This window comes from Streptomyces sp. BA2, from assembly GCF_009769735.1.
Lineage (GTDB): Bacteria > Actinomycetota > Actinomycetes > Streptomycetales > Streptomycetaceae > Streptomyces.
The window spans coordinates 8,888,219-8,905,869 of sequence record NZ_WSRO01000002.1; the positions used below are offsets into that span (position 1 = coordinate 8,888,219).

General features: G+C 70.0%; 18 protein-coding genes. 9 read left to right on the plus strand and 9 right to left on the minus strand.

Annotation, left to right across the window (positions count from 1 at the left end; all coding sequences use genetic code 11):
- The first annotated feature begins 6 nt into the window (after nucleotides 1-6).
- From E5671_RS42565 to E5671_RS42575, 3 genes are all read left to right on the plus strand, one after another.
- Nucleotides 7-1,005 carry a GlxA family transcriptional regulator gene (locus E5671_RS42565; RefSeq protein ID WP_237330367.1) on the plus strand — a complete coding sequence of 333 codons (999 nt, stop codon included), beginning with the start codon at nucleotides 7-9 and terminating at the stop codon, nucleotides 1,003-1,005.
- A gap of 54 nt (nucleotides 1,006-1,059) precedes the next feature.
- Nucleotides 1,060-1,272 carry a hypothetical protein gene (locus E5671_RS42570; RefSeq protein ID WP_160509546.1) on the plus strand — a complete coding sequence of 71 codons (213 nt, stop codon included), beginning with the start codon at nucleotides 1,060-1,062 and terminating at the stop codon, nucleotides 1,270-1,272.
- Nucleotides 1,273-1,412: 140 nt separating this feature from the next.
- The gene (locus E5671_RS42575) at nucleotides 1,413-1,577 is read left to right on the plus strand and encodes a hypothetical protein (protein ID WP_160509547.1); all 165 of its coding nucleotides are present in this window, start codon (nucleotides 1,413-1,415) and stop codon (nucleotides 1,575-1,577) included.
- 56 nt (nucleotides 1,578-1,633) lie between these two features.
- On the opposite strand, the gene E5671_RS42580 is transcribed toward E5671_RS42575, so the two are convergent.
- Complete coding sequence (locus E5671_RS42580) at nucleotides 1,634-2,272, minus strand: disulfide bond formation protein B (RefSeq protein ID WP_160509548.1); 639 nt, start codon at nucleotides 2,270-2,272, stop codon at nucleotides 1,634-1,636.
- The gene (locus E5671_RS45640; protein ID WP_202121475.1) at nucleotides 2,272-2,436 is read right to left on the minus strand and encodes a DUF5993 family protein; all 165 of its coding nucleotides are present in this window, start codon (nucleotides 2,434-2,436) and stop codon (nucleotides 2,272-2,274) included. The genes E5671_RS42580 and E5671_RS45640 overlap by 1 nt, the downstream gene beginning before the upstream one ends.
- 178 nt (nucleotides 2,437-2,614) lie before the next feature.
- On the opposite strand from E5671_RS45640, the gene E5671_RS42585 reads away from it, so the two are divergent.
- Nucleotides 2,615-3,808 carry a hypothetical protein gene (locus tag E5671_RS42585; RefSeq protein WP_160509549.1) on the plus strand — a complete coding sequence of 398 codons (1,194 nt, stop codon included), beginning with the start codon at nucleotides 2,615-2,617 and terminating at the stop codon, nucleotides 3,806-3,808.
- Between the two features lie 10 nt (nucleotides 3,809-3,818).
- Here the strand turns inward: E5671_RS42585 and E5671_RS42590 are convergent, their stop codons facing one another.
- Nucleotides 3,819-4,430, minus strand: a complete 612-nt coding sequence (locus tag E5671_RS42590; protein WP_160509550.1) for a dihydrofolate reductase family protein — start codon at nucleotides 4,428-4,430, stop codon at nucleotides 3,819-3,821.
- Nucleotides 4,431-4,634: 204 nt separating this feature from the next.
- On the opposite strand from E5671_RS42590, the gene E5671_RS42595 reads away from it, so the two are divergent.
- Nucleotides 4,635-5,786: a hypothetical protein gene (locus E5671_RS42595; protein ID WP_160509551.1), complete on the plus strand. Its 1,152-nt coding sequence runs from the start codon at nucleotides 4,635-4,637 to the stop codon at nucleotides 5,784-5,786.
- Here the strand turns inward: E5671_RS42595 and E5671_RS42600 are convergent.
- Nucleotides 5,716-6,777, minus strand: coding sequence for a helix-turn-helix transcriptional regulator (locus tag E5671_RS42600; RefSeq protein WP_160509552.1), 1,062 nt, complete (start codon nucleotides 6,775-6,777; stop codon nucleotides 5,716-5,718). The two genes, E5671_RS42595 and E5671_RS42600, sit on opposite strands and share 71 nt — an antisense overlap.
- A gap of 98 nt (nucleotides 6,778-6,875) precedes the next feature.
- Between E5671_RS42600 and E5671_RS42605 the strand changes: the two genes are divergently transcribed.
- The 4 genes from E5671_RS42605 (at nucleotide 6,876) to E5671_RS42620 (ending at nucleotide 9,783) form a co-directional block, all read left to right on the plus strand.
- Nucleotides 6,876-7,535 (plus strand): mycothiol transferase, encoded by a 660-nt coding sequence (locus E5671_RS42605; RefSeq protein ID WP_160509553.1) that lies wholly within the window; start codon nucleotides 6,876-6,878, stop codon nucleotides 7,533-7,535.
- On the plus strand, nucleotides 7,532-8,635 hold the full coding sequence (locus E5671_RS42610) for a winged helix DNA-binding domain-containing protein (protein ID WP_160509554.1): 1,104 nt from the start codon (nucleotides 7,532-7,534) through the stop codon (nucleotides 8,633-8,635). Before E5671_RS42605 ends, E5671_RS42610 begins: the two co-directional genes overlap by 4 nt.
- 126 nt (nucleotides 8,636-8,761) lie before the next feature.
- Nucleotides 8,762-9,181 (plus strand): RidA family protein, encoded by a 420-nt coding sequence (locus tag E5671_RS42615; RefSeq protein WP_160509555.1) that lies wholly within the window; start codon nucleotides 8,762-8,764, stop codon nucleotides 9,179-9,181.
- The gene (locus E5671_RS42620) at nucleotides 9,178-9,783 is read left to right on the plus strand and encodes a hypothetical protein (protein ID WP_237330368.1); all 606 of its coding nucleotides are present in this window, start codon (nucleotides 9,178-9,180) and stop codon (nucleotides 9,781-9,783) included. Before E5671_RS42615 ends, E5671_RS42620 begins: the two co-directional genes overlap by 4 nt.
- Before the next feature lie 15 nt (nucleotides 9,784-9,798).
- Here the strand turns inward: E5671_RS42620 and glgB are convergent, their stop codons facing one another.
- From glgB to E5671_RS42645, 5 genes are all read right to left on the minus strand, one after another.
- On the minus strand, nucleotides 9,799-11,997 hold the full coding sequence (glgB, locus tag E5671_RS42625; RefSeq protein WP_237330950.1) for a 1,4-alpha-glucan branching protein GlgB: 2,199 nt from the start codon (nucleotides 11,995-11,997) through the stop codon (nucleotides 9,799-9,801).
- A gap of 110 nt (nucleotides 11,998-12,107) precedes the next feature.
- Nucleotides 12,108-13,460, minus strand: a complete 1,353-nt coding sequence (locus E5671_RS42630; protein WP_160509557.1) for a maltokinase N-terminal cap-like domain-containing protein — start codon at nucleotides 13,458-13,460, stop codon at nucleotides 12,108-12,110.
- Nucleotides 13,461-13,469: 9 nt separating this feature from the next.
- Entirely contained in the window at nucleotides 13,470-15,191 is a 1,722-nt protein-coding gene (gene treS, locus E5671_RS42635; protein ID WP_160509558.1) for a maltose alpha-D-glucosyltransferase, read from the minus strand.
- Between the two features lie 39 nt (nucleotides 15,192-15,230).
- Entirely contained in the window at nucleotides 15,231-17,201 is a 1,971-nt protein-coding gene (locus E5671_RS42640) for an alpha-1,4-glucan--maltose-1-phosphate maltosyltransferase (protein WP_160509559.1), read from the minus strand.
- 90 nt (nucleotides 17,202-17,291) lie between these two features.
- On the minus strand, nucleotides 17,292-17,525 hold the full coding sequence (locus tag E5671_RS42645; RefSeq protein ID WP_160509560.1) for a DUF5133 domain-containing protein: 234 nt from the start codon (nucleotides 17,523-17,525) through the stop codon (nucleotides 17,292-17,294).
- Nucleotides 17,526-17,651 lie beyond the last annotated feature (126 nt).

Below are 17,651 nucleotides of genomic sequence, written 5' to 3' on the forward strand. Positions count from 1 at the left end.
CGTGCCATGGCTTTGATGTCGATGGAACTCCTCGCAGGCCCCCCGCACCGCGTGGTCGTCCTCGCTCTCGACGGCGTCTACCCCTTCGAGCTGGGCATCCCGAACAGGGTCTTCCCGCTGGTCCCCGGGGCCTACGAGGTGGTGACCTGCGCGGCGACGGAGGACCGCACGGTGGCCACCGACGCCGATTTCACCATCACCGTCGGGCACGGCCCCGAGGCGCTGGAGAGCGCGGACACGGTGGTACTGCCGCCCTACGCCCTGCGGCTCATTGCCGCCGAGCTGTCGGAGCCGGTGCGCGACGCGCTCGCCCGGATCAGGCCCGGCACGCGGTTCGTGTCCATCTGCACGGGGGCGTTCACGCTCGCCGCGGCCGGCCTGCTGGACGGGCGGCCCGCGACGACGCACTGGGCGCTCGCGGACCACTTCCGGAAGCTGTTCCCCCAAGTCGACCTGGATCCCGACGTGTTGTTCGTCGACGACGGCGACGTGCTCACCTCGGCGGGGGCCGCCTCCGGGGTCGACGCGTGCCTGCACGTGGTGCGCTCCGACCACGGCAGCGCGGTCGCCAACCGGGTCGCCCGGCACTGCGTCGTGCCCCCGTGGCGGGAGGGCGGCCAGGCCCAGTACATCGAACAGCCGATCCCGGACGAGGGTGCCGCCGGCACCGGAGCCACCCGCGCCTGGGCCCTGGAGCACCTCGACCGGCCGCTCGCTCTGAGGGAGTTGGCCGCGCACGCCCGGATGAGCCCGCGCACCTTCGCCCGCCGCTTCCAGGAGGAGACGGGCACGAGCCCCGGTCGCTGGCTGATCCAGCAGCGGGTGCACCGGGCCCGGCATCTGCTGGAGTCCAGCGACCTGTCGGTCGACCGGGTCGCCGCGGAGGTCGGTTTCGCCACCGGCACGTCGCTGCGGCAGCACTTGCAGGCGGCCATCGGGGTCTCGCCGCAGGTGTACCGGAAGACGTTTCAGGCGGCGGGGGTGGCGGCGGCCGGCGGCGCATAGGCGGTTCCCGCCGCTCGGAGTGCCGGCGCGGACGACACGGAGCACCCTGGATACATGCAGACCGCGCCGATAATCGTCCACGCGCTCTCGCCGACGGGCGGGCGCAGAGTGACGGCGCGCGGAGAGATCCTCGGCCTCGCGCACTCGGACGCGGACGTCATCGAGTTCCTGCGCCGGGCCGGGCTGCCGGACGCGGAAGTGCTGCTCGACGACCCGGCGTGGGTGAAGTGGCGGGGCGGTCGTGCCCACCACTACGAAGCGGCCTAGCGCGTCGAGGCGCTGACCAGGGCTTATCGCAGTCGACCAACGCCGGGACGGGTACATGTAACGGCCAGCTGCCGGGGGCGGGGTTGCACTGGAACGGTTACTGCACGCAAAGGTGCGTGCACCGACAGTGAGGAACGACCATGGGTAAGCGTCAGTCTCCCCGGGACAAGCGCCGCGCCGTCCGCGACCAGGAGCGCAGCAAGCAGCAGCCCCGTAGGCAGGACGAGCAGAGCGACGTCGAGAGGGTCGAGGAACACCGGCGCTCCGAGCCCGGCGGCAAGCCGGGCGGCGACATGGACTTCTAGGCTGCCGAGCCTGACCGAGGCGCCTCACCTGCCCCCTGACGGGGCGGTGGGGCGCCTCAGTCCATGATCCCGACGTCGTAGAAGAAGCGGTAGCGGTCAGGGGCGTCCGGCAGGAACCAGTGGAAGCCTTCCAGGAGGAAGACCGCGACCAGGTTCACCGCGATCACCAGTGCGAGGAAGCCGAGCACGGCCCGACCGGCCATCCCGTAGACCAGTGACGTGGGCACCGTGGTATCGGCCGTGGAGTGGGCGAAGGCCATCACGATGCCGATCGCCACCACCGAGGCCATGAAGAGGATCCAGGCCCAGACGTACATGTGCAGACCGAGCACGGGGGAGCCGTAGCCCTTGTCGCCCGGCAGGATATGCAGCATCGTCTGCCGCCAGGACGCGAAGGCGCCGCACATCACGGCGACCAGAGCAAGTCCCCAGCCCATCATGTAGTCGCGGCCCGTGACCGTGCCGGTCATGCCGCGACGCACGATGTACGCGGCTCCGAGCGCGGCGAGCAGCATGAACATGCGCTGCACCATGCACAGCGGGCAGGGGTAGTCCCAGGAGATGAACTGCACGCCGAGCCCGCCGCAGACGACACCGGTCCAGCCGACGGCGAAGAAGCAGGCGAACCAGTACTGGACCTTGCCGAGCACAGTGGAGCGCTCGGTGCCCGGCAGCGGGGCCGCCAGCATGCTCATCAGTAGCTCAACCCCAACTTGAGGCTGCTGGTGATGTGATGGGCGAGGAGGAGGATCGTGAGCACGAGCATGATCCACCAACCGCCGAGCAGCACGGCCCGTGACCGCTGCCGGTGAAGCGCGTACAGGGTGGCCAGGAGGCCGCCGAAGATGAGGGTGTCCATGGCCGCGGAAGGTATCCGGGGTGATGGCCTCACAGCCGCAGGACGGTCGGGACGCGCGGCTGGTGTGGGCCGACGGGCTGACGGGCAGGTAGGCTGCCCGCTCGCTGAGGTGGGACGAGGGGGAGCGATCATTCGCGGCGTTGCGGGAATCAGGTGCAAGGCAGTGGTGGCCGGCGTCATGCTGGCCGTTGTGCTCACCGCTGCGGGGTGCGGCACGGACTCCGAGCCGGGCGGCTCGCCGGGCACGGGCTCCGCCGGATCCGCCGGCAAGGACGACCGGCCGAAAAGCCCCGCGGGCTCCCTCACTTGGGAGTTCGAGCACATCGCGGACTACAGCGGAGACCTCGCCGACGTCGCCGTCCTGGCCGAGGACGACATCTGGGCGGTCGGAACCGAGAACAACGGCGAGTCCAACGCCCACCTGCTGCACTACGACGGCACGAAGTGGAAGCGCGAGCCCCTCCCCGAAGCTCTCGGCGACAGCACCTACGCGCCACTGCTCGAAGAGGTCGGCGGGGAAGCACTGTGGCTGCGGCCGCAGGGCTCGGAAGACGGCGCCGCCGTGCGACGCTGGGCCCAGTGGGACGGCACCCGCTGGTCCACGGTGCCCAGCCCCCCGCCGGGCAACGTCGGGGACTTCGAAGCCGCGGGCCCGGACGACATCTGGGCCCTCGACAGCGAGCGGACCGCCCAGCACTGGGACGGCACCCGCTGGACCACGACCCGGCTGCCGTACGGAGCCTCCGACCTCGCCGTGGTGGGGCCGGACGACGTCTGGGCGGTCGGCAGCCGCTCCACCGGTCCCGGCACCCAAATCGAAGGCTCCGGTGACGGATACAGCCAGCCCGCCTCGATGCACTGGGACGGCACCTCCTGGAAGGCGGTGGAGACTCCGCAGGCCCGCTTCGAGGAGCCCCTGCCGCCGGAACCCAGCGCCGGCCTCGGCCAGGTCTTCGCGCTCGACAGCGGTGAGGTGCGCGCGTACGGCAGCAACTCCTTCAACCACGGCGAGGTCGAGAACGAACCCGCGGACGAGTTCATCCAGCTGCGCTGGGACGGCTCGAAGTGGGTCGAGCAGGAGGGCGCGCCCGGCGGATGCGCGAGGCGCACCCCGGTGGGCCAGGACGACAAGGGCCTGTTCCTCGACGGCAATTGGTACATGACCGACGACGGACGGTGCGTGAAGATCAAGCGCCATCGCCTGCCCCTTTCGACAGGCGCCCGCAAGGGGTCGAACCAGTCGCTGTGGCTGGAGGAGATCCACCGCGTGCCGGGCACCGGCGAGTGGCTGGGCGCCGGGCACGTCCAGGTCAACCAGTCGGGAGACCCCTTCGGCGCCCCCGTCGTCGTACGCCTGAAGCGAGAAGGCTGATCCTCCGGTCCTACGCCTCGGCCCCGTACGTCCCGTACTCCGGAAGTCCCGTCGATTCGTAGACGTGGATCGCCAGACCTCCCGGTGTCGTCTCGTTGCTCAGGAGCCGCAGACCGGCGGGCGCGCCGCCGTCCGGGAGCAGGCGGCGGCCCGTGCCCACGACCACCGGGGCGATCGCGAGGCGCAGTTCGTCGACCAGGCCGGCGGCCAGCAGGGACTGGCCGAGGCGTCCGCTGCCGTGGATCTGCAGTTCGCGGCCGGGCAGCCGCTTGAGCTCGGCGACCTGGGCGGGGATGTCGCCGGACAGGATCGTGGTCGGGTCCCACTCGGCCGAGGTCAGGCTGTGCGAGGCAACGTACTTCGGAAGACCGTTCAAGATGGCGGCGAACGGGTGCTCGGTCATCTTCGGCCAGTCCCGCGCGAAGTTCAGATACGTACGGCGGCCGAACAGGAACGCGTCCGCCCGACCGAGCCAGGTGCCGGCCAGCCGTTCGAACTCCTCGTCCAGATGCGGCACGAACCAGCCGCCCCGGGTGAACCCGTCACTGGTGTCCTCGTCCGGCGCCCCCGGACCTTGGCAGACGCCGTCAAGGGACAGGAACTCCTGCAGTACCAACCTCATCGCGCACCACTTTCTCGACCGGGGGACGTGTCCGTCCCACCACTCTTCAGACAGCGTGTCGCACCCATACTCATCGGTCCTGGCGCTGCCGATCCGTGTTCGGTGCGGAGATGTCGGCGTGGTGAAGCCGAGGCGGGGTAGCGCTTCCTTGCTCAGGTCCAAGGGCCATACTGGTCGGGCCCCCATCACTCACAGAACGACTCCATGGCCAAGAAAAGCAGCTCCACGACCACCGCCCCCGACACCGCGTGGCTGGGGCGCGGGCGCCACCTCGGGCCCGAGCCCGAGCAGGACGTCCGGCGCAACCTGATCGCCCTCAAGGCGGCCGGGGTGCTCGACGACTTCCTGGACCTCGACCCCGTCGAAGCGGCCCGCTCCACCGTCCTGCACCCGCGGGACGAGTCCGCCGACCCCGGACCGTCGGCCCGCCGCCTCTTCGAGGCCCGCTGGCGCGTGGCCGACGACGTCACGGTCCGCGCGCAGCTGACGCTGTACGACCCCGAGACCCGCCGCAAGGAAGCCGACGGCGTCACCTGGGTCATCGCCGCCGAGGCGGAACGGGCGTGGGACGCGCGCTGGCCCTCGCCCGCCCTCATGTTCTGGCCCGACAGCGACCGTGTCCCCTGGGACCACGACACGGTGCCGGGCGTGCGCCTGCGGACGGCGAACCACCTGCCGAAGGACGACGACGAGCTGCGCCACTGGCTGCGGGACTGCACACGGCAGAGCTGGTTCATCCACCTCGTGGTGCACGAGGCGATGACGCCGGACGCGATCGGGCAGCAGCCGGTCTCGACGTTCCTGCCGCCGAGCCTGCGGCACCGGGTGATCGAGCACCGGGGCACGCCGGAGCAGGCACAGATCGCCGACTTCGCGATGAAGCGGGAGCTGGGCGTGCGGATGCCGCGCGGTGGCGCCGTCATCCTGCCCACGGCGCCGCAGACCGAGGGGTACGACGCGGAGCGCTTCACGGTGCGCACCGTCTTCCTGGACGGCTCGGAACCCACCGAACTCCTCGACAGGATCAAGGAGTTCGCCGCGCTGCCGCGCCCGCTGCCCGTCGAGGCCGAGCGGGCACTGGCCCGGCTGCGCCAGGGCTGGCACCTGCTCACCCCGGACGAGGAGCTGATCCACGCCCAGGGCATGGTCACGAAGTACGCCGAGGCTCTCGAAGCCATGACGAACTCCCGTGACCTGTACCAGCAGGCGGCCGAGGCGGCGCAGGCCGCGCTGGCCGAGGTGACCGGTGGCGACGGTGTGCCCCGGCCTCCCGCGCCGGGGCACGTCAAGGCGGACGGCTCGCCGCTGAGCGCCCTGACAAAGGCGTTCGGCCGCTTCCGGGACCCGAACAAGTAGGCGCATCGGTGGCGGCGTCGGCGTAACGGCGGGCCAAGTGCGCGAAGGCGGCCTTGAGTTCAGGCGGGCCGACGACCTCGATGTCGGCGTCGAACCCGCCGATGGCGGCGGCGAGACCGGGCCATGACCATGAGCCGAGGACGAGTCGGCAGCGGTCCGGGCCGAGTTCCTCGACGACCCCCTCGCGGCTGTAGCGCGACACAGCGGCCGCGGGCAGGTCGAGGATCACCTCGCCGCGGCAGGGCCGGCCCGAGCCGTCGAAGCCCTGGAACCTGCCCGCGACGAAGGCGGCCACCTCGCCGCCGGGCACTTCGCGCGGGGTGAAGCGGGGCCCCGTCGGGGTGCGCGGGGTGATCCGGTCCGCGCGGAAGGTGCGCCAGTCCTCGCGGTCGAGGTCCCAGGCGACCAGATACCAGCGCGAGCCCCAGGTGACGAGGTGGTGGGGCTGCACCCGGCGCGGAGGGGGATCGGCTCGACCGTCGTCGGTGGCCGCCTGCGGGGAGACGGGGGCGTAATCGAAGCGCAGCTCTTCCCGGGCGTGCACGGCGGTGCTGAGGGCCATGAGCACGTTGCCGGAGACCTGTGGGTTCGGCGAGGCGGAGGGCCGCTCGACGGCGGTCACTTGGAGGGTGTCGATGCGGCGGCGGAGCCGGGCCGGCATGACCTGCCGGACCGTGGTCAGCGCACGCGCCGCGGCTTCCTCGATGCCCGCGCCGGTGGTGGTGGCGATCTGGAGGGCGACGGCGAGGGCGACGGCCTGTTCGTCGTCGAACAGCAGCGGGGGCAGTTCCGTGCCCGCGTCAAGGCGGTAGCCCCCGTCGGGCCCCTTGACGGCCACGACGGGGTAGCCGAGCTCGCGAAGGCGATCGGCGTCACGGCGTACGGTGCGTGGGCTGACGCCAAGACGCTCGGCCAGCAGCGCCCCTGGCCAGTCCCGGCGCGCCTGGAGCAGCGAGAGCAGCGAGAGCAGTCGCCCTGAGGTCTTCGGCATGGCTTCAGTTTGCCAAGAGAAGCGGCCACAACCTGACCGCTTCTCTTGCGAAGGTCGTACCTGCCAGACACCGAGCACGACCGGAAGGCCCGACCACAGTGACCACCACACCCACGCCCGCCTCACCGACCTCGCCCACCTCGGCGCTCGACGCCGAGCGCATCGACCTGCTCGCCGGGCTCGCGACAGCGCGATCGGCCCTGACCAATACGGTGCGTGGGATCGGGGACGAGGAGGCGGGTCAGCGGCCGACCGTCAGCACGCTGTGCCTGGGCGGGCTGATCAAGCATGTCGCGTCCGTCGAGGAGGGATGGCTGCGCTTCGTCGTCGACGGCCCGGCGGCCATGCGCTACGACCTGCCCGACGGTGTCACCTGGGACGACCTCGCTGCTGGTACCGCCCGCGAGTTCCCGCAGTGGGCGATCGACCACCAGAACGGCTTCCGGATGCTGCCCGGCGAGACGCTGGCCGCCATCCTCGCGCGCTACGAGGAAGTCGCCGCCCGCAGCGAGGAGATCATCGCCTCCGTACCCGACCTTTCGGTGAGGCACGCGCTGCCGGAGGCCCCCTGGCACGAGCCGGGAGCCGTACGCAGCGTGCGCGGGGTGCTGATGCACGTCATCGCCGAGACCGCCCAGCACGCCGGCCACGCGGACATCCTGCGCGAGGCGCTCGACGGCCGGAAGCATGAAACTGACCGAAGGATCGACCGGGCCGTGGCGCCGGGTACCTCACACGCCGCAGGAGGCCTCCTATGACCGTTCTCGACAACCGGGCGCTCAACCGCGCGACGCTCGCCCGGCAACTGCTCCTCGAGCGGTCCGACGTACCGGCCCTCGACGCCGTCGCGCACCTCGGCGGTCTCCAGGCACAGGAACCGCAGGAGCCGTTCTTCGGCCTCTGGTCGCGGCTGCGGGCGTTCGACCCGGCGGAACTATCGGACCATCTCGCCCGGCGGCGCGTGGTGCGCACCCACCTCATGCGCCGCACCGTCCACCTCGTCACCGCCGACGACGCCCTGGCCTGGCGCGCCCGCCACGACACGATGCTGCGCCAACGGGTGCTCGGGGTATACCGCAACGAACTCGACGGGACGGACCTCGACGAGCTCGCGGCAGCGGGCCGGAAGGTCATGGCCGACGGTGAACCGCGCTCGATGACTCAACTCGCGCGTGCACTCGCCGAGCGCTGGCCGGAGCCGGGGCCACGGGCGCTCGGGGAGATGCTGATGGCCGTCGTCCCGATGGTGCAGATGCCGCCGCGCGGGCTCTGGCGCACGAAGGCGGGAGTGCGCAACGCCCCGCTCTCGTCCTGGCTGGAGCGCGAGGTCGACCCTCCGTCCCCGGACGGCTCCGATCCCGTGGGACAGGCGCTGCTGCGGCGCTACCTTGCCGCGTTCGGCCCCGCAGCCTCGGCCGACCTGCGCGCCTGGTGCGGTCTCGCCGGTCTGCCCGCCGCCGTCACCGCCCTGCGCGGGGAGCTGATCACCTTCCGGGACGAGCGGGGCCGGGAACTGCTCGACCTCCCCGACGCGCCGCGCCCGGACCCCGACGCGCCTGCCCCGGTGCGGTTCCTGCCGGCGTTCGACAACGCGATCCTCGGCTATCAGGACCGCACCCGGATCATCGACGACGCCCACCGCGGCCTGTCGGTCGCCGGCGCCCGCGTCGTCCTGGTCGACGGCCGGGTCGCCGCCACCTGGACGGTTGAGGCAGAAACCGTGACGGTCACCCCACTGGGCCGTCTCCCCCGCGCCGACCGCGCAGCGGTCACCGAGGAGGGGCAGGCGCTGGCGGCGTTCCTCTCCGACGGCGAGAGCGACCGCGTACGCATCTCGGCCTCCGGCTCGCCGCAGTGAGGGTGGTGTCGTGAACTCCTTGGTCACCAAACGGTTCCTCAGTCACCGGAAAGTGCGTTCTTCCACGTCAGCGGCCACTCTCCTAAGGTTTCCCAGTAACCACCGGAGACCAAGGAGACAGACAGCATGGCCATCACTCTGGTAGATCCCGACGGATTGCCGAAGACCGACTCCTACCGGCAGGTGTCGGTCGCGACGGGTTCGAAGCTGGTGTTCCTCGCCGGGCAGGTCTCCTGGGATGCCGAGGGAGTCACGGTGGGCGAAGGCGACCTCGCCGCTCAGGTCGAGCAGTGTTACCTCAACGTCGCCACGGCCCTCGCCGGGGTCGGCGCCTCCTTCGACGACGTGGCGAAGCTGACCGTGTACGTCGTCGACTGGACGCCGGACAAGATGCCCCTCTTCGGAGAGGGCGTCGCACGGGCGGCCGCGAAGCTGGGGGTCACGCCGGTACCGCCGGGCACGCTGGTGGGCGTTGCGGCGCTGGACGTCCCCGAACATCTGGTGGAGGTCGAGGCCACCGCGGTCATCGAGGAGAAGAGCCGTTGACGACCTTCCGGCAGCACATGGCGGAGATGTCCGCTCGCACCCTGGCGGAGTTCCCCGAAGAGGTGACCGCCGACATCTACGCGGTCACGTTCCGGATCGACAGCGTCGACCAGGACCCGAGGTTCCCGTACCTGGCGATCGGCTACACCACCGAGACCGAGGTGGCTCGGCAGCTCGCGGAGACGAACGGGTCGGAGCCCTGGGAGACCCGCTGGAACTACGCCTACTTCCCGCCGTCGGGGCTGGAAGGCGTCCGCGTCATCGGCCACGACCCCGCACACGACCCGTTCGGCGCCGATCTGCACCGGAAAGAAGCGGTGGCCGAAGACCTCTGGTACGAGGAGGAGGGCGGCCTCGCCGAGGAGGAGCAGGACGAACGCGGCGAAGTGCTTGCGGAACAGTTCCACGAACTCTGCGTCGGCGTCGCGCGCCGACTCCACGAGGACGGTCACATCGTCAGCGTTCTCGGACGGCCCCTGCCGGTGATCCTCTACGACATGTTCGACCCCGACGAGATGTTCACCCTGACCCGAGCCGCCAACCCGCCCGAACTGGTCACCGACTTCCTGAGCGAGGACCCGCAGGGACAGCCACAGGCCTGAAGCGTGCGTTCGTCGTCACGCGGACGCGTGTGGCCTCAGCCAGACACCCGCCAGCGGTGGAAGAGTCAACGTGATGGATGCGGCGAAGCCGTGGCCGGCCTGGGGCTCTTGCCGGACGGGGGCATCGTTTCCGACTCCGCCGCCGCCGTAGCGCGACGCGTCGGTGTTGAGGATCTCTTCCCAGGCTTCACCCGCCTCGGGGGGTACCCCGAGCCGGTAGTCGTGGCGGACCACCGGCGAGAAGTTGAAGACGGCCATGAGCGGGCTGCCGTCGGAGGCGTGGCGGAGGAAGGCGAAGACATTGTCCTCGGCGGCGTCAGTGGTGATCCAGGTGAAGCCGGACGGGGAGGTGTCCCGCTCCCACAGGGACGGCGTCGCGACGTAGTGCTGGTTCAGATCGGCTACGAGATGCTGGATCGCCCGGTGCTCCAGGTGCGCCGGGTGATTCTCTCCGAGCACCCACCACTGAGGCCCTTCGCGTTCCGACCACTCCGCTCCCTGCGCGAACTCCTGTCCCATGAAGAGGAGTTGCTTGCCGGGGTGGGCCCACATGTAGGCGAGGTAGGCGCGGTGGTTGGCGCGCCGCTGCCACCAGTCGCCCGGCATCTTGTCGACCAACGCCCTTTTTCCGTGCACGACTTCGTCGTGGGAGAGAGGCAGGACGTAGTTCTCGCTGTAGGCGTACACCATCGAGAACGTCATCTCGTCGTGGTGGTACTTGCGGTGCACGGGCTCGTGGGAGATGTAGGCCAGGGAGTCATGGGACCAGCCCATGTTCCACTTGAGCCCGAACCCCAGACCTCCGAGTCCGGCCGCCGAGGGGTGGTCCGTGGCCCGGGTGACCCCGTCCCACGCCGTGGACTCCTCCGCGATGGTGACGACGCCCGGACAGCGGCGGTAGACGGTGGCGTTCATCTCTTGGAGGAAGGCGACGGCGTCGAGGTTCTCGCGGCCTCCGTGCATGTTCGGGGACCATTCGCCGTCCTCGCGCGAGTAGTCGAGGTAGAGCATCGAGGCGACGGCGTCGACGCGAAGACCGTCGATGTGGAACTCCTCGCACCAGTAAGTGGCGTTCGCTACGAGGAAGTTGCGGACCTCCTTGCGGCCGTAGTCGAAGACCAGCGTGCCCCAGTCGGGGTGCTCGGCCTGCCGGGGATCCTGCGGCTCGTACAGGTGTGGGCCGTCGAACGCGGCCAGGGCCCAGTCGTCGCGCGGGAAATGGCCGGGGACCCAGTCCAGGAGGACGCCGATTCCGGCCTGGTGCAGCGTGTCGATCAGGTACTTGAAGTCGTCGGGAGATCCGAAGCGTGCCGTGGGGGCGTAGAAGCCCGTGACCTGATAGCCCCAGGAGCCGCCGAAGGGGTGCTCGGACACGGGCATCAGCTCGACATGAGTGAAGCCCAACTCCCGTACATAGTCCGCCAGTTCCGTTGCCAGTTCGCGGTAGGTGGATCCCTGTCTCCACGAGCCGAGGTGAACCTCGTACACGGACATGGGAGCTTCGTGGACGGGGCGGTCGGCCCGGTGCTCCATCCATCGGGCGTCGCCCCACACGTGGTGGCTGCTCGTCACGACGGAGGCCGTCGCCGGTGGGGTCTGCGTGCGGCGCGCCATCGGGTCCGCGCGCTGCGTACGGGAGCCGTCGCCTCGGGTGATCTCGAATTTGTACATCGTCCCTTCGCCCAGGCCGGGCACGAAGAGCTCCCACACGCCCGATGACCCGAGTGACCGCATGGGCAGCGCGGTTCCGTCCCAGTGGCAGAAGTCGCCGCAGATCCGCACGCCGACCGCGTTGGGGGCCCACACGGCGAATCGTGTGCCCTGGACCCCTTGGTGCTCTCTCACATGCGCGCCGAGCGCCGTCCAGAGTTGCTCGTGGCGGCCTTCGGAGATGAGGTGCAGATCCAGCTCGCCCAGGGTGGGAAGGAAGCGGTACGGGTCCTCCATCTCCAGGACGGCCTCGGGGTAGTGCACGCGAAGCTGGTAGGGCGTGGGCCCCTGGGCCATGGGAATGCCGCCCGAGAACAGGCCGTCGCCCTCGTCGTGCAGCTCCCACGCGAGGCCGTCCAGCACGACGGACACCGCCTTCGCGCCGGGCCGCAGGCAGCGCAGATGTACGCCGTGGGGCACGGGATGCGCACCGAGTACGGCGTGCGGGTCGTGATGGGCGCCGCGCAACAGCCGGTCCCGTTCGGCGGCGGCCAGTGGGGGCATCGCGCACGCACCGCGGACGGCTGTGGTTGCCGAGGTCGCAGTGGTGGCTGTTGCGGCTGGGGACACGTCGGTGACGGCCATGTGTGCTGCTCCTCGAACCGGGCGGGCGGTCAGTGGTGTCGGGCGAGACGTGCGACGGCCCGCAGGGGGACGGTGATCCAGTCAGGGCGGTGCGTCGCTTCGTAGAGGACTTCGTAGACGGCCCGGTCGGCCTCGTGCGCGTGCAGAAGCACCGGGATGTCCTGCGGATCGAAGAGGCCGGTCGCGCCGTATCCCTCGCAGAAGGCCGTACGGCAGCGCGCCGCCCACTCCGGCCTGGCCCCCTTCTCGACGTGGGCGGCGTAGTCGAAGGAACGCAGCATGCCGGCGATGTCGTGGATCGGAGAGCGATCGGCGCGCCGTTCCGCCAGGGGTTTGGCGGGCTCGCCCTCGAAGTCGACGACATGCCACCGGCCGTCGGCCCGCAGCACCTGACCCAGGTGGAGATCACCGTGGATGCGCTGCAGGTGCAGACCGCCGTCCGCGGTGGCGAGCTTGATGAAGACCTCCCGCAGGCCCGGCACGTGCGAGCGCAGCGCGGGAACGGTGGCCGCCGCGTGCAGCAGCCGGTGCGTCATCTGGTCGGCCAGGCGTGTGTGGTGCTCCGCGGTCGGCTCGCCCACGGGGAACGATTCGGCGAGTGCCACGTGCAACTCGCCCGTCAACCGGCCCAGTTCCCGGGCCTGATCGGAGAAGTCACCATGGGCGAGCGCCGATTGCAGGGCCAGGGACCAGCCGTCCGTCGCCCCGCGGAGGAAGCGCTGCACGACGCCGAGCGTGCCCCAGAACGGCTGGGAGGTGTGGAACCAGGCGACGGGCGCGGGCACGCGCGTGTATCCGTGCCGGGCAAGCACCCCTGGAATCTCCAGGTCGGGGTTGATGCCCGGCTGCACCCGGCGGAACAGCTTCAGGATGACCTCGTCGCCGTAGACGATGGACGTGTTCGACTGCTCGGCCTCCAGGACGTGCGGCATGAGGCCCGCGGGAACCGCGGAGCGCGGGAACGACTCGAAGCGGAGCGCTCCCGTGGCGCCGCCGCGCCGTATCCGGTCGAGGAGCAGGATCGTGGCCCGGGGGTCGTACAGCGCGTCGTAGACCAGCAGGTCCTGGCCGTGGGAACCCTCCATCCGGCCCAGGAGGCAGCCGTGCAGACGGGGCGGCAGATTGGTGACGGCGCCCAGCAACAACTGGTAACAGGCGGAGTCCTGGGGGAGTCCGTCCTGCTCGACGCGCACCAGCAGGTGAAAGACGTCGGGGGCCAGCTCCGTCGCGGCTGTCACGTAGACGCCGGTGACGGCACGCTCCCGGTGAGCGAACCATCTTTGCCTTGGCAGCCAGCGGCTCAACAGGGCCGCCAGCGTCGGGCTGGCGATGGGATGAGGTTCGGTGTCGTACGACAGCAGCAGAGGCGAAGACATCAGCATCACGTCCGATCACTTTTTGGAACGCACGGTCCGGGGCGCTCTTTCGCAGAGTCGGAACCAGTAGGAGCCGTGTCCGGCGAGGGTGAGGAGATAGGGAAGTTCGCCGATGGCGGGGAAGCGGACTCCGCCGATGAGTTCGACGGGGTTGCGGCCGTCGTAGGCCCGGAGGTCGAGCTCGGTGGGTTGCGCGAAGCGGGAGAAGTTGTGCACGCACAGGACCAGGTCGTCGTTGTACTCGCGCAGGAAGGCGAGGACGGCGCCGTTGGAGGAGGCGAGCTCGAGGTAGGAGCCGAGTCCGAAGGCGGGGTTCTGTTTGCGGATCTCGATCATCCGGCGGGTCCAGTGGAGCAGGGAGGAGGGGGATGACATGGAGGCTTCGACGTTGGTGACCTGGTAGCCGTAGACCGGGTCCATGATCGTGGGGAGGTAGAGGCGCCCCGGATCGCAGGAGGAGAAGCCCGCGTTGCGGTCGGGTGTCCACTGCATCGGCGTACGCACCGCGTCGCGGTCGCCGAGCCAGATGTTGTCGCCCATGCCGATCTCGTCGCCGTAGTAGAGGATCGGTGAGCCGGGCAGGGACAGGAGCAGGGCGGTGAAGAGTTCGATCTGGTTGCGGTCGTTGTCCAGGAGGGTGGCCAGGCGGCGGCGGATGCCGATGTTGGCGCGCATGCGGGGGTCTTTGGCGTATTCCGCGTACATGTAGTCGCGTTCTTCGTCGGTGACCATTTCGAGGGTGAGCTCGTCGTGGTTGCGCAGGAAGATGCCCCATTGGCAGCCGGAGGGGATGGCGGGGGTCTTGGCGAGGATTTCGGAGACGGGGTAGCGCGATTCGCGGCGGACGGCCATGAAGATGCGGGGCATGACGGGGAAGTGGAAGGCCATGTGGCATTCGTCGCCGCCGTCTTTGAAGTCGCCGAAGTAGTCGACGACGTCTTCGGGCCATTGGTTGGCCTCGGCGAGCAGGACGGTGTCGGGGTAGTGGGCGTCGATCTCGGCGCGGACGCGTTTGAGCAGGTGGTGGGAGCGGGGGAGGTTTTCGCAGTTGGTGCCCTCTTCGGCGAAGAGGTAGGGCACGGCGTCCAGGCGGAAGCCGTCGATGCCCAGGTCGAGCCAGAAGCGCAGGGCGGAGATGATCTCGTCCTGGACGGCGGGGTTCTCGTAGTTGAGGTCGGGCTGGTGGGAGAAGAAGCGGTGCCAGAAGTACTGCTTGCGCACCGGGTCGAAGGTCCAGTTGGAGGCTTCGGTGTCGACGAAGATGATGCGCGCGTCCTGGTACTGCTTGTCGTCGTCGGCCCAGACGTAGTAGTCGCCGTAGGGGCCCTCGGGGTCGTTGCGCGATGCCTGGAACCACGGGTGCTGATCGCTGGTGTGGTTCATGACGAAGTCGATGATCACGCGCATGCCCCGCTGATGCGCGGAGTCCACGAACTCCACGAAATCCCCGAGATCACCGAACTCGGGCAGGACGGCGACGTAATTGGCCACGTCGTAACCGCCGTCCCGCAGTGGTGAGGTGAAGAACGGCGGCAGCCACAGGCAGTCGACGCCCAGCCACTGCAGATAGTCCAGCTTGGCGGTGATGCCCTTGAGGTCGCCGATGCCGTCGCCGTCACTGTCGTGGAAGGAGCGGACCAGGACCTCGTAGAAGACGGCGCGCTTGAACCACTCGGGGTCCCGGTCCTTGGCGGGCGTGTCCTCGAACAGGTCGGACACAGGCTTGTTGATGGTCATGCATCCTCCGTTGCCGCACGGCTGGGGGCGCGTGCTTCCTCACTCGACCGCGCATACGTGCGCGGGGGACACGCCCGGCGTCAGACGGACGTAGATGGCCTCGCCCCACGTGTAGGTTTCGTCGGTCAGTTCGTCGCGCACGCGGAAGGACGAGCCGGGCGGGATGTTCAGACGCGTGCGGTCGAGGCGTACGGTCGCTTCCTGGGCGTGGTGCGGGTCGAGGTTCACGACCACCAGCACCGTGTCGCCGGGCACATGACGGCTGTACGCGATCACCTGATCGTTGTCCACGGAGTGGAAGTGCACGTTGCGCAGCCGGTGCAGCGCCGGATGGCGTCGACGGATCGCGTTGAGTGTGGTGATCAGCGGCGCGATGGTGCGTTCCTCGCGCTCCGCCGACTTCCAGTCACGGGGCCGCAGTTGGTACTTCTCGGAGTCCAGGTAGTCCTCGCTGCCGGGCTCGAGCGGCGTGCCCTCGCAGAGTTCGTAGCCGCTGTAGAGGCCCCACGTCGGCGAGAGGGTCGCGGCGAGCACCGCCCGCAGCTCGAAGGCCGGGCGGCCGCCGTTCTGGAGGATCTCAGGCAGTATGTCGGGGGTGTTGACGAAGAAGTTCGGCCGCATGTAGGCAGCCGTTTCACCGGCCAACTCCTGTACGTATGCGGTGAGTTCAGACTTGGTGTTGCGCCAGGTGAAGTACGTGTAGGACTGCTGGAAGCCGATGGCGGCCAGGGTGCGCATCATGGCCGGGCGCGTGAAGGCCTCCGCCAGGAAGATGACGTCGGGGTCGGTGCGGTTGATGTCGGCAAGCACCTGCTCCCAGAAGGCGACCGGCTTGGTGTGGGGATTGTCGACGCGGAAGATACGCACGCCGTGGTCCATCCAGAACCGCAGCAGGCGTAGGGTCTCGGCGATCAGGCCGGGCATGTCGCGGTCGAAGGCCAGCGGGTAGATGTCCTGGTACTTCTTCGGGGGGTTCTCCGCGTAGGCGATGCTGCCGTCGGCGCGGTGCTGGAACCACTCGGGGTGCTTGTCCACCCAGGGGTGGTCGGGGGAGCACTGCAGGGCGAAGTCCAGGGCGACTTCGAGGTGCAGGTCGCCGGCGCGGCGTACGAAGGCGTCGAAGTCCTCCAGGGTGCCAAGGTCGGGGTGGATCGCGTCGTGGCCGCCCTCGGGGGAGCCGATCGCCCAGGGCACGCCGACGTCGTGCGGGCCGGGGGAGAGGGAGTTGTTGGGCCCTTTGCGGAAGGTGGTTCCGATGGGGTGGATGGGCGGCAGATAGACGACGTCGAAGCCCATCGCGGCGATCGCAGGCAGCCGCTCGGCGGCCGTGCGGAAGGTGCCCGACTTCGGGGGCGCGCCCTCACGGACGATGGCACCCTCCGAGCGCGGGAAGAACTCGTACCAGGACGCGAACAGCGCCCGCTCCCGCTCCACGAGCAGCGGCAACGGCGCGCTCTCGGTGAGGCGTTCGCGCAGAGGGTGGGCCGACACGAGCGCGCGCACCTCCGGTGCCGTGGCCGCCGCAAGACGGTCCAGCGGGGTGCGGGTGTCGTCGCGCAGCAGACCGAGCGCCGCCCGCAGGGTGGAGCGCGCCGCGTCGTCGGGTGCCTGGTCGAGCGCCCGCTCGAAGAGCCCGACCCCGTCCTCCAGGGTGACCCCGGTGTCCACGTCGGCGTGCACCTTGATCACCGCGTCACGCTGCCAGGCGGCCATGGGGTCGGTCCACGCCACGACGGTGAAAGACCAGTGGCCGATCGCGTCCGGCGTGACGTCGGTGGCCCAGCGGTCCGTCCCCGGCTCCAGCTCCCGCATGGCCCGGCGCCGGACGGTGAGGCCGTCGGGCGCGTACAGGACCGCCTCGGCGCCGATCACGGCGGAGCCTTCGGCGAACACGAGGGCCGTGACCTCGACGGCTTCGCCGACGACTGCCTTCGCCGGGCGCAGGCCGCCATGGACACAGGGCCGCACATCCTCGATGGGGATGCGGACGTGGCTGGGGTCCACCGACATGCTGTCCACCTCCGGGGTCGTCCGGTGCGTTGTTCGTCTCGGCTGCGTTCCGTGAGCCTTCGTTCCTTGCGGCTTCGTCTCCTGCGTCCGTCACTCCCCGGGCGGGGCCGTGCCGCCCCGCGGCCGGGGATCCGGCGGGCGTTCCGCGGCCTCGGCCGCCTCCCGACCGCAGCGTCGGCTCGTCACCGCGCACAGTGCGGCCACGGCGTCCTCGAACCGCGCCCGCACCGCGGGGTCGCCGGGGGAGGCGAGGAAGCGGCGCTGCCATGCGCGGTACCTCACCAGTTGCCGATCGACGTCATCTGTGACGCGCTCCGTCCGCATCGCACTCGACCTCCTGAACCTCCGCGACGGCGAGTCCCGGCGGGCTCGCGGGCCGTTCACGGAGGGGGAGCGAGCCATCACAGCGGGTTTGCTCCCTCCCTCATGGTGCGAGGTGAAGCGCGCGCC

Coding starts and splice junctions, on each gene's coding strand:
- E5671_RS42565 (WP_237330367.1), top strand. CDS start 7: ATGGCTTTGATGTCGATGGAACTCCTCGCAGGCCCCCCGCACCGCGTG.
- E5671_RS42570 (WP_160509546.1), top strand. CDS start 1,060: ATGCAGACCGCGCCGATAATCGTCCACGCGCTCTCGCCGACGGGCGGG.
- E5671_RS42575 (WP_160509547.1), top strand. CDS start 1,413: ATGGGTAAGCGTCAGTCTCCCCGGGACAAGCGCCGCGCCGTCCGCGAC.
- E5671_RS42580 (WP_160509548.1), bottom strand. CDS start 2,272: ATGAGCATGCTGGCGGCCCCGCTGCCGGGCACCGAGCGCTCCACTGTG.
- E5671_RS45640 (WP_202121475.1), bottom strand. CDS start 2,436: ATGGACACCCTCATCTTCGGCGGCCTCCTGGCCACCCTGTACGCGCTT.
- E5671_RS42585 (WP_160509549.1), top strand. CDS start 2,615: ATGCTGGCCGTTGTGCTCACCGCTGCGGGGTGCGGCACGGACTCCGAG.
- E5671_RS42590 (WP_160509550.1), bottom strand. CDS start 4,430: ATGAGGTTGGTACTGCAGGAGTTCCTGTCCCTTGACGGCGTCTGCCAA.
- E5671_RS42595 (WP_160509551.1), top strand. CDS start 4,635: ATGGCCAAGAAAAGCAGCTCCACGACCACCGCCCCCGACACCGCGTGG.
- E5671_RS42600 (WP_160509552.1), bottom strand. CDS start 6,777: ATGCCGAAGACCTCAGGGCGACTGCTCTCGCTGCTCTCGCTGCTCCAG.
- E5671_RS42610 (WP_160509554.1), top strand. CDS start 7,532: ATGACCGTTCTCGACAACCGGGCGCTCAACCGCGCGACGCTCGCCCGG.
- E5671_RS42615 (WP_160509555.1), top strand. CDS start 8,762: ATGGCCATCACTCTGGTAGATCCCGACGGATTGCCGAAGACCGACTCC.
- glgB (WP_237330950.1), bottom strand. CDS start 11,997: ATGCCCCCACTGGCCGCCGCCGAACGGGACCGGCTGTTGCGCGGCGCC.
- E5671_RS42630 (WP_160509557.1), bottom strand. CDS start 13,460: ATGCTGATGTCTTCGCCTCTGCTGCTGTCGTACGACACCGAACCTCAT.
- treS (WP_160509558.1), bottom strand. CDS start 15,191: ATGACCATCAACAAGCCTGTGTCCGACCTGTTCGAGGACACGCCCGCC.
- E5671_RS42640 (WP_160509559.1), bottom strand. CDS start 17,201: ATGTCGGTGGACCCCAGCCACGTCCGCATCCCCATCGAGGATGTGCGG.
- E5671_RS42645 (WP_160509560.1), bottom strand. CDS start 17,525: ATGCGGACGGAGCGCGTCACAGATGACGTCGATCGGCAACTGGTGAGG.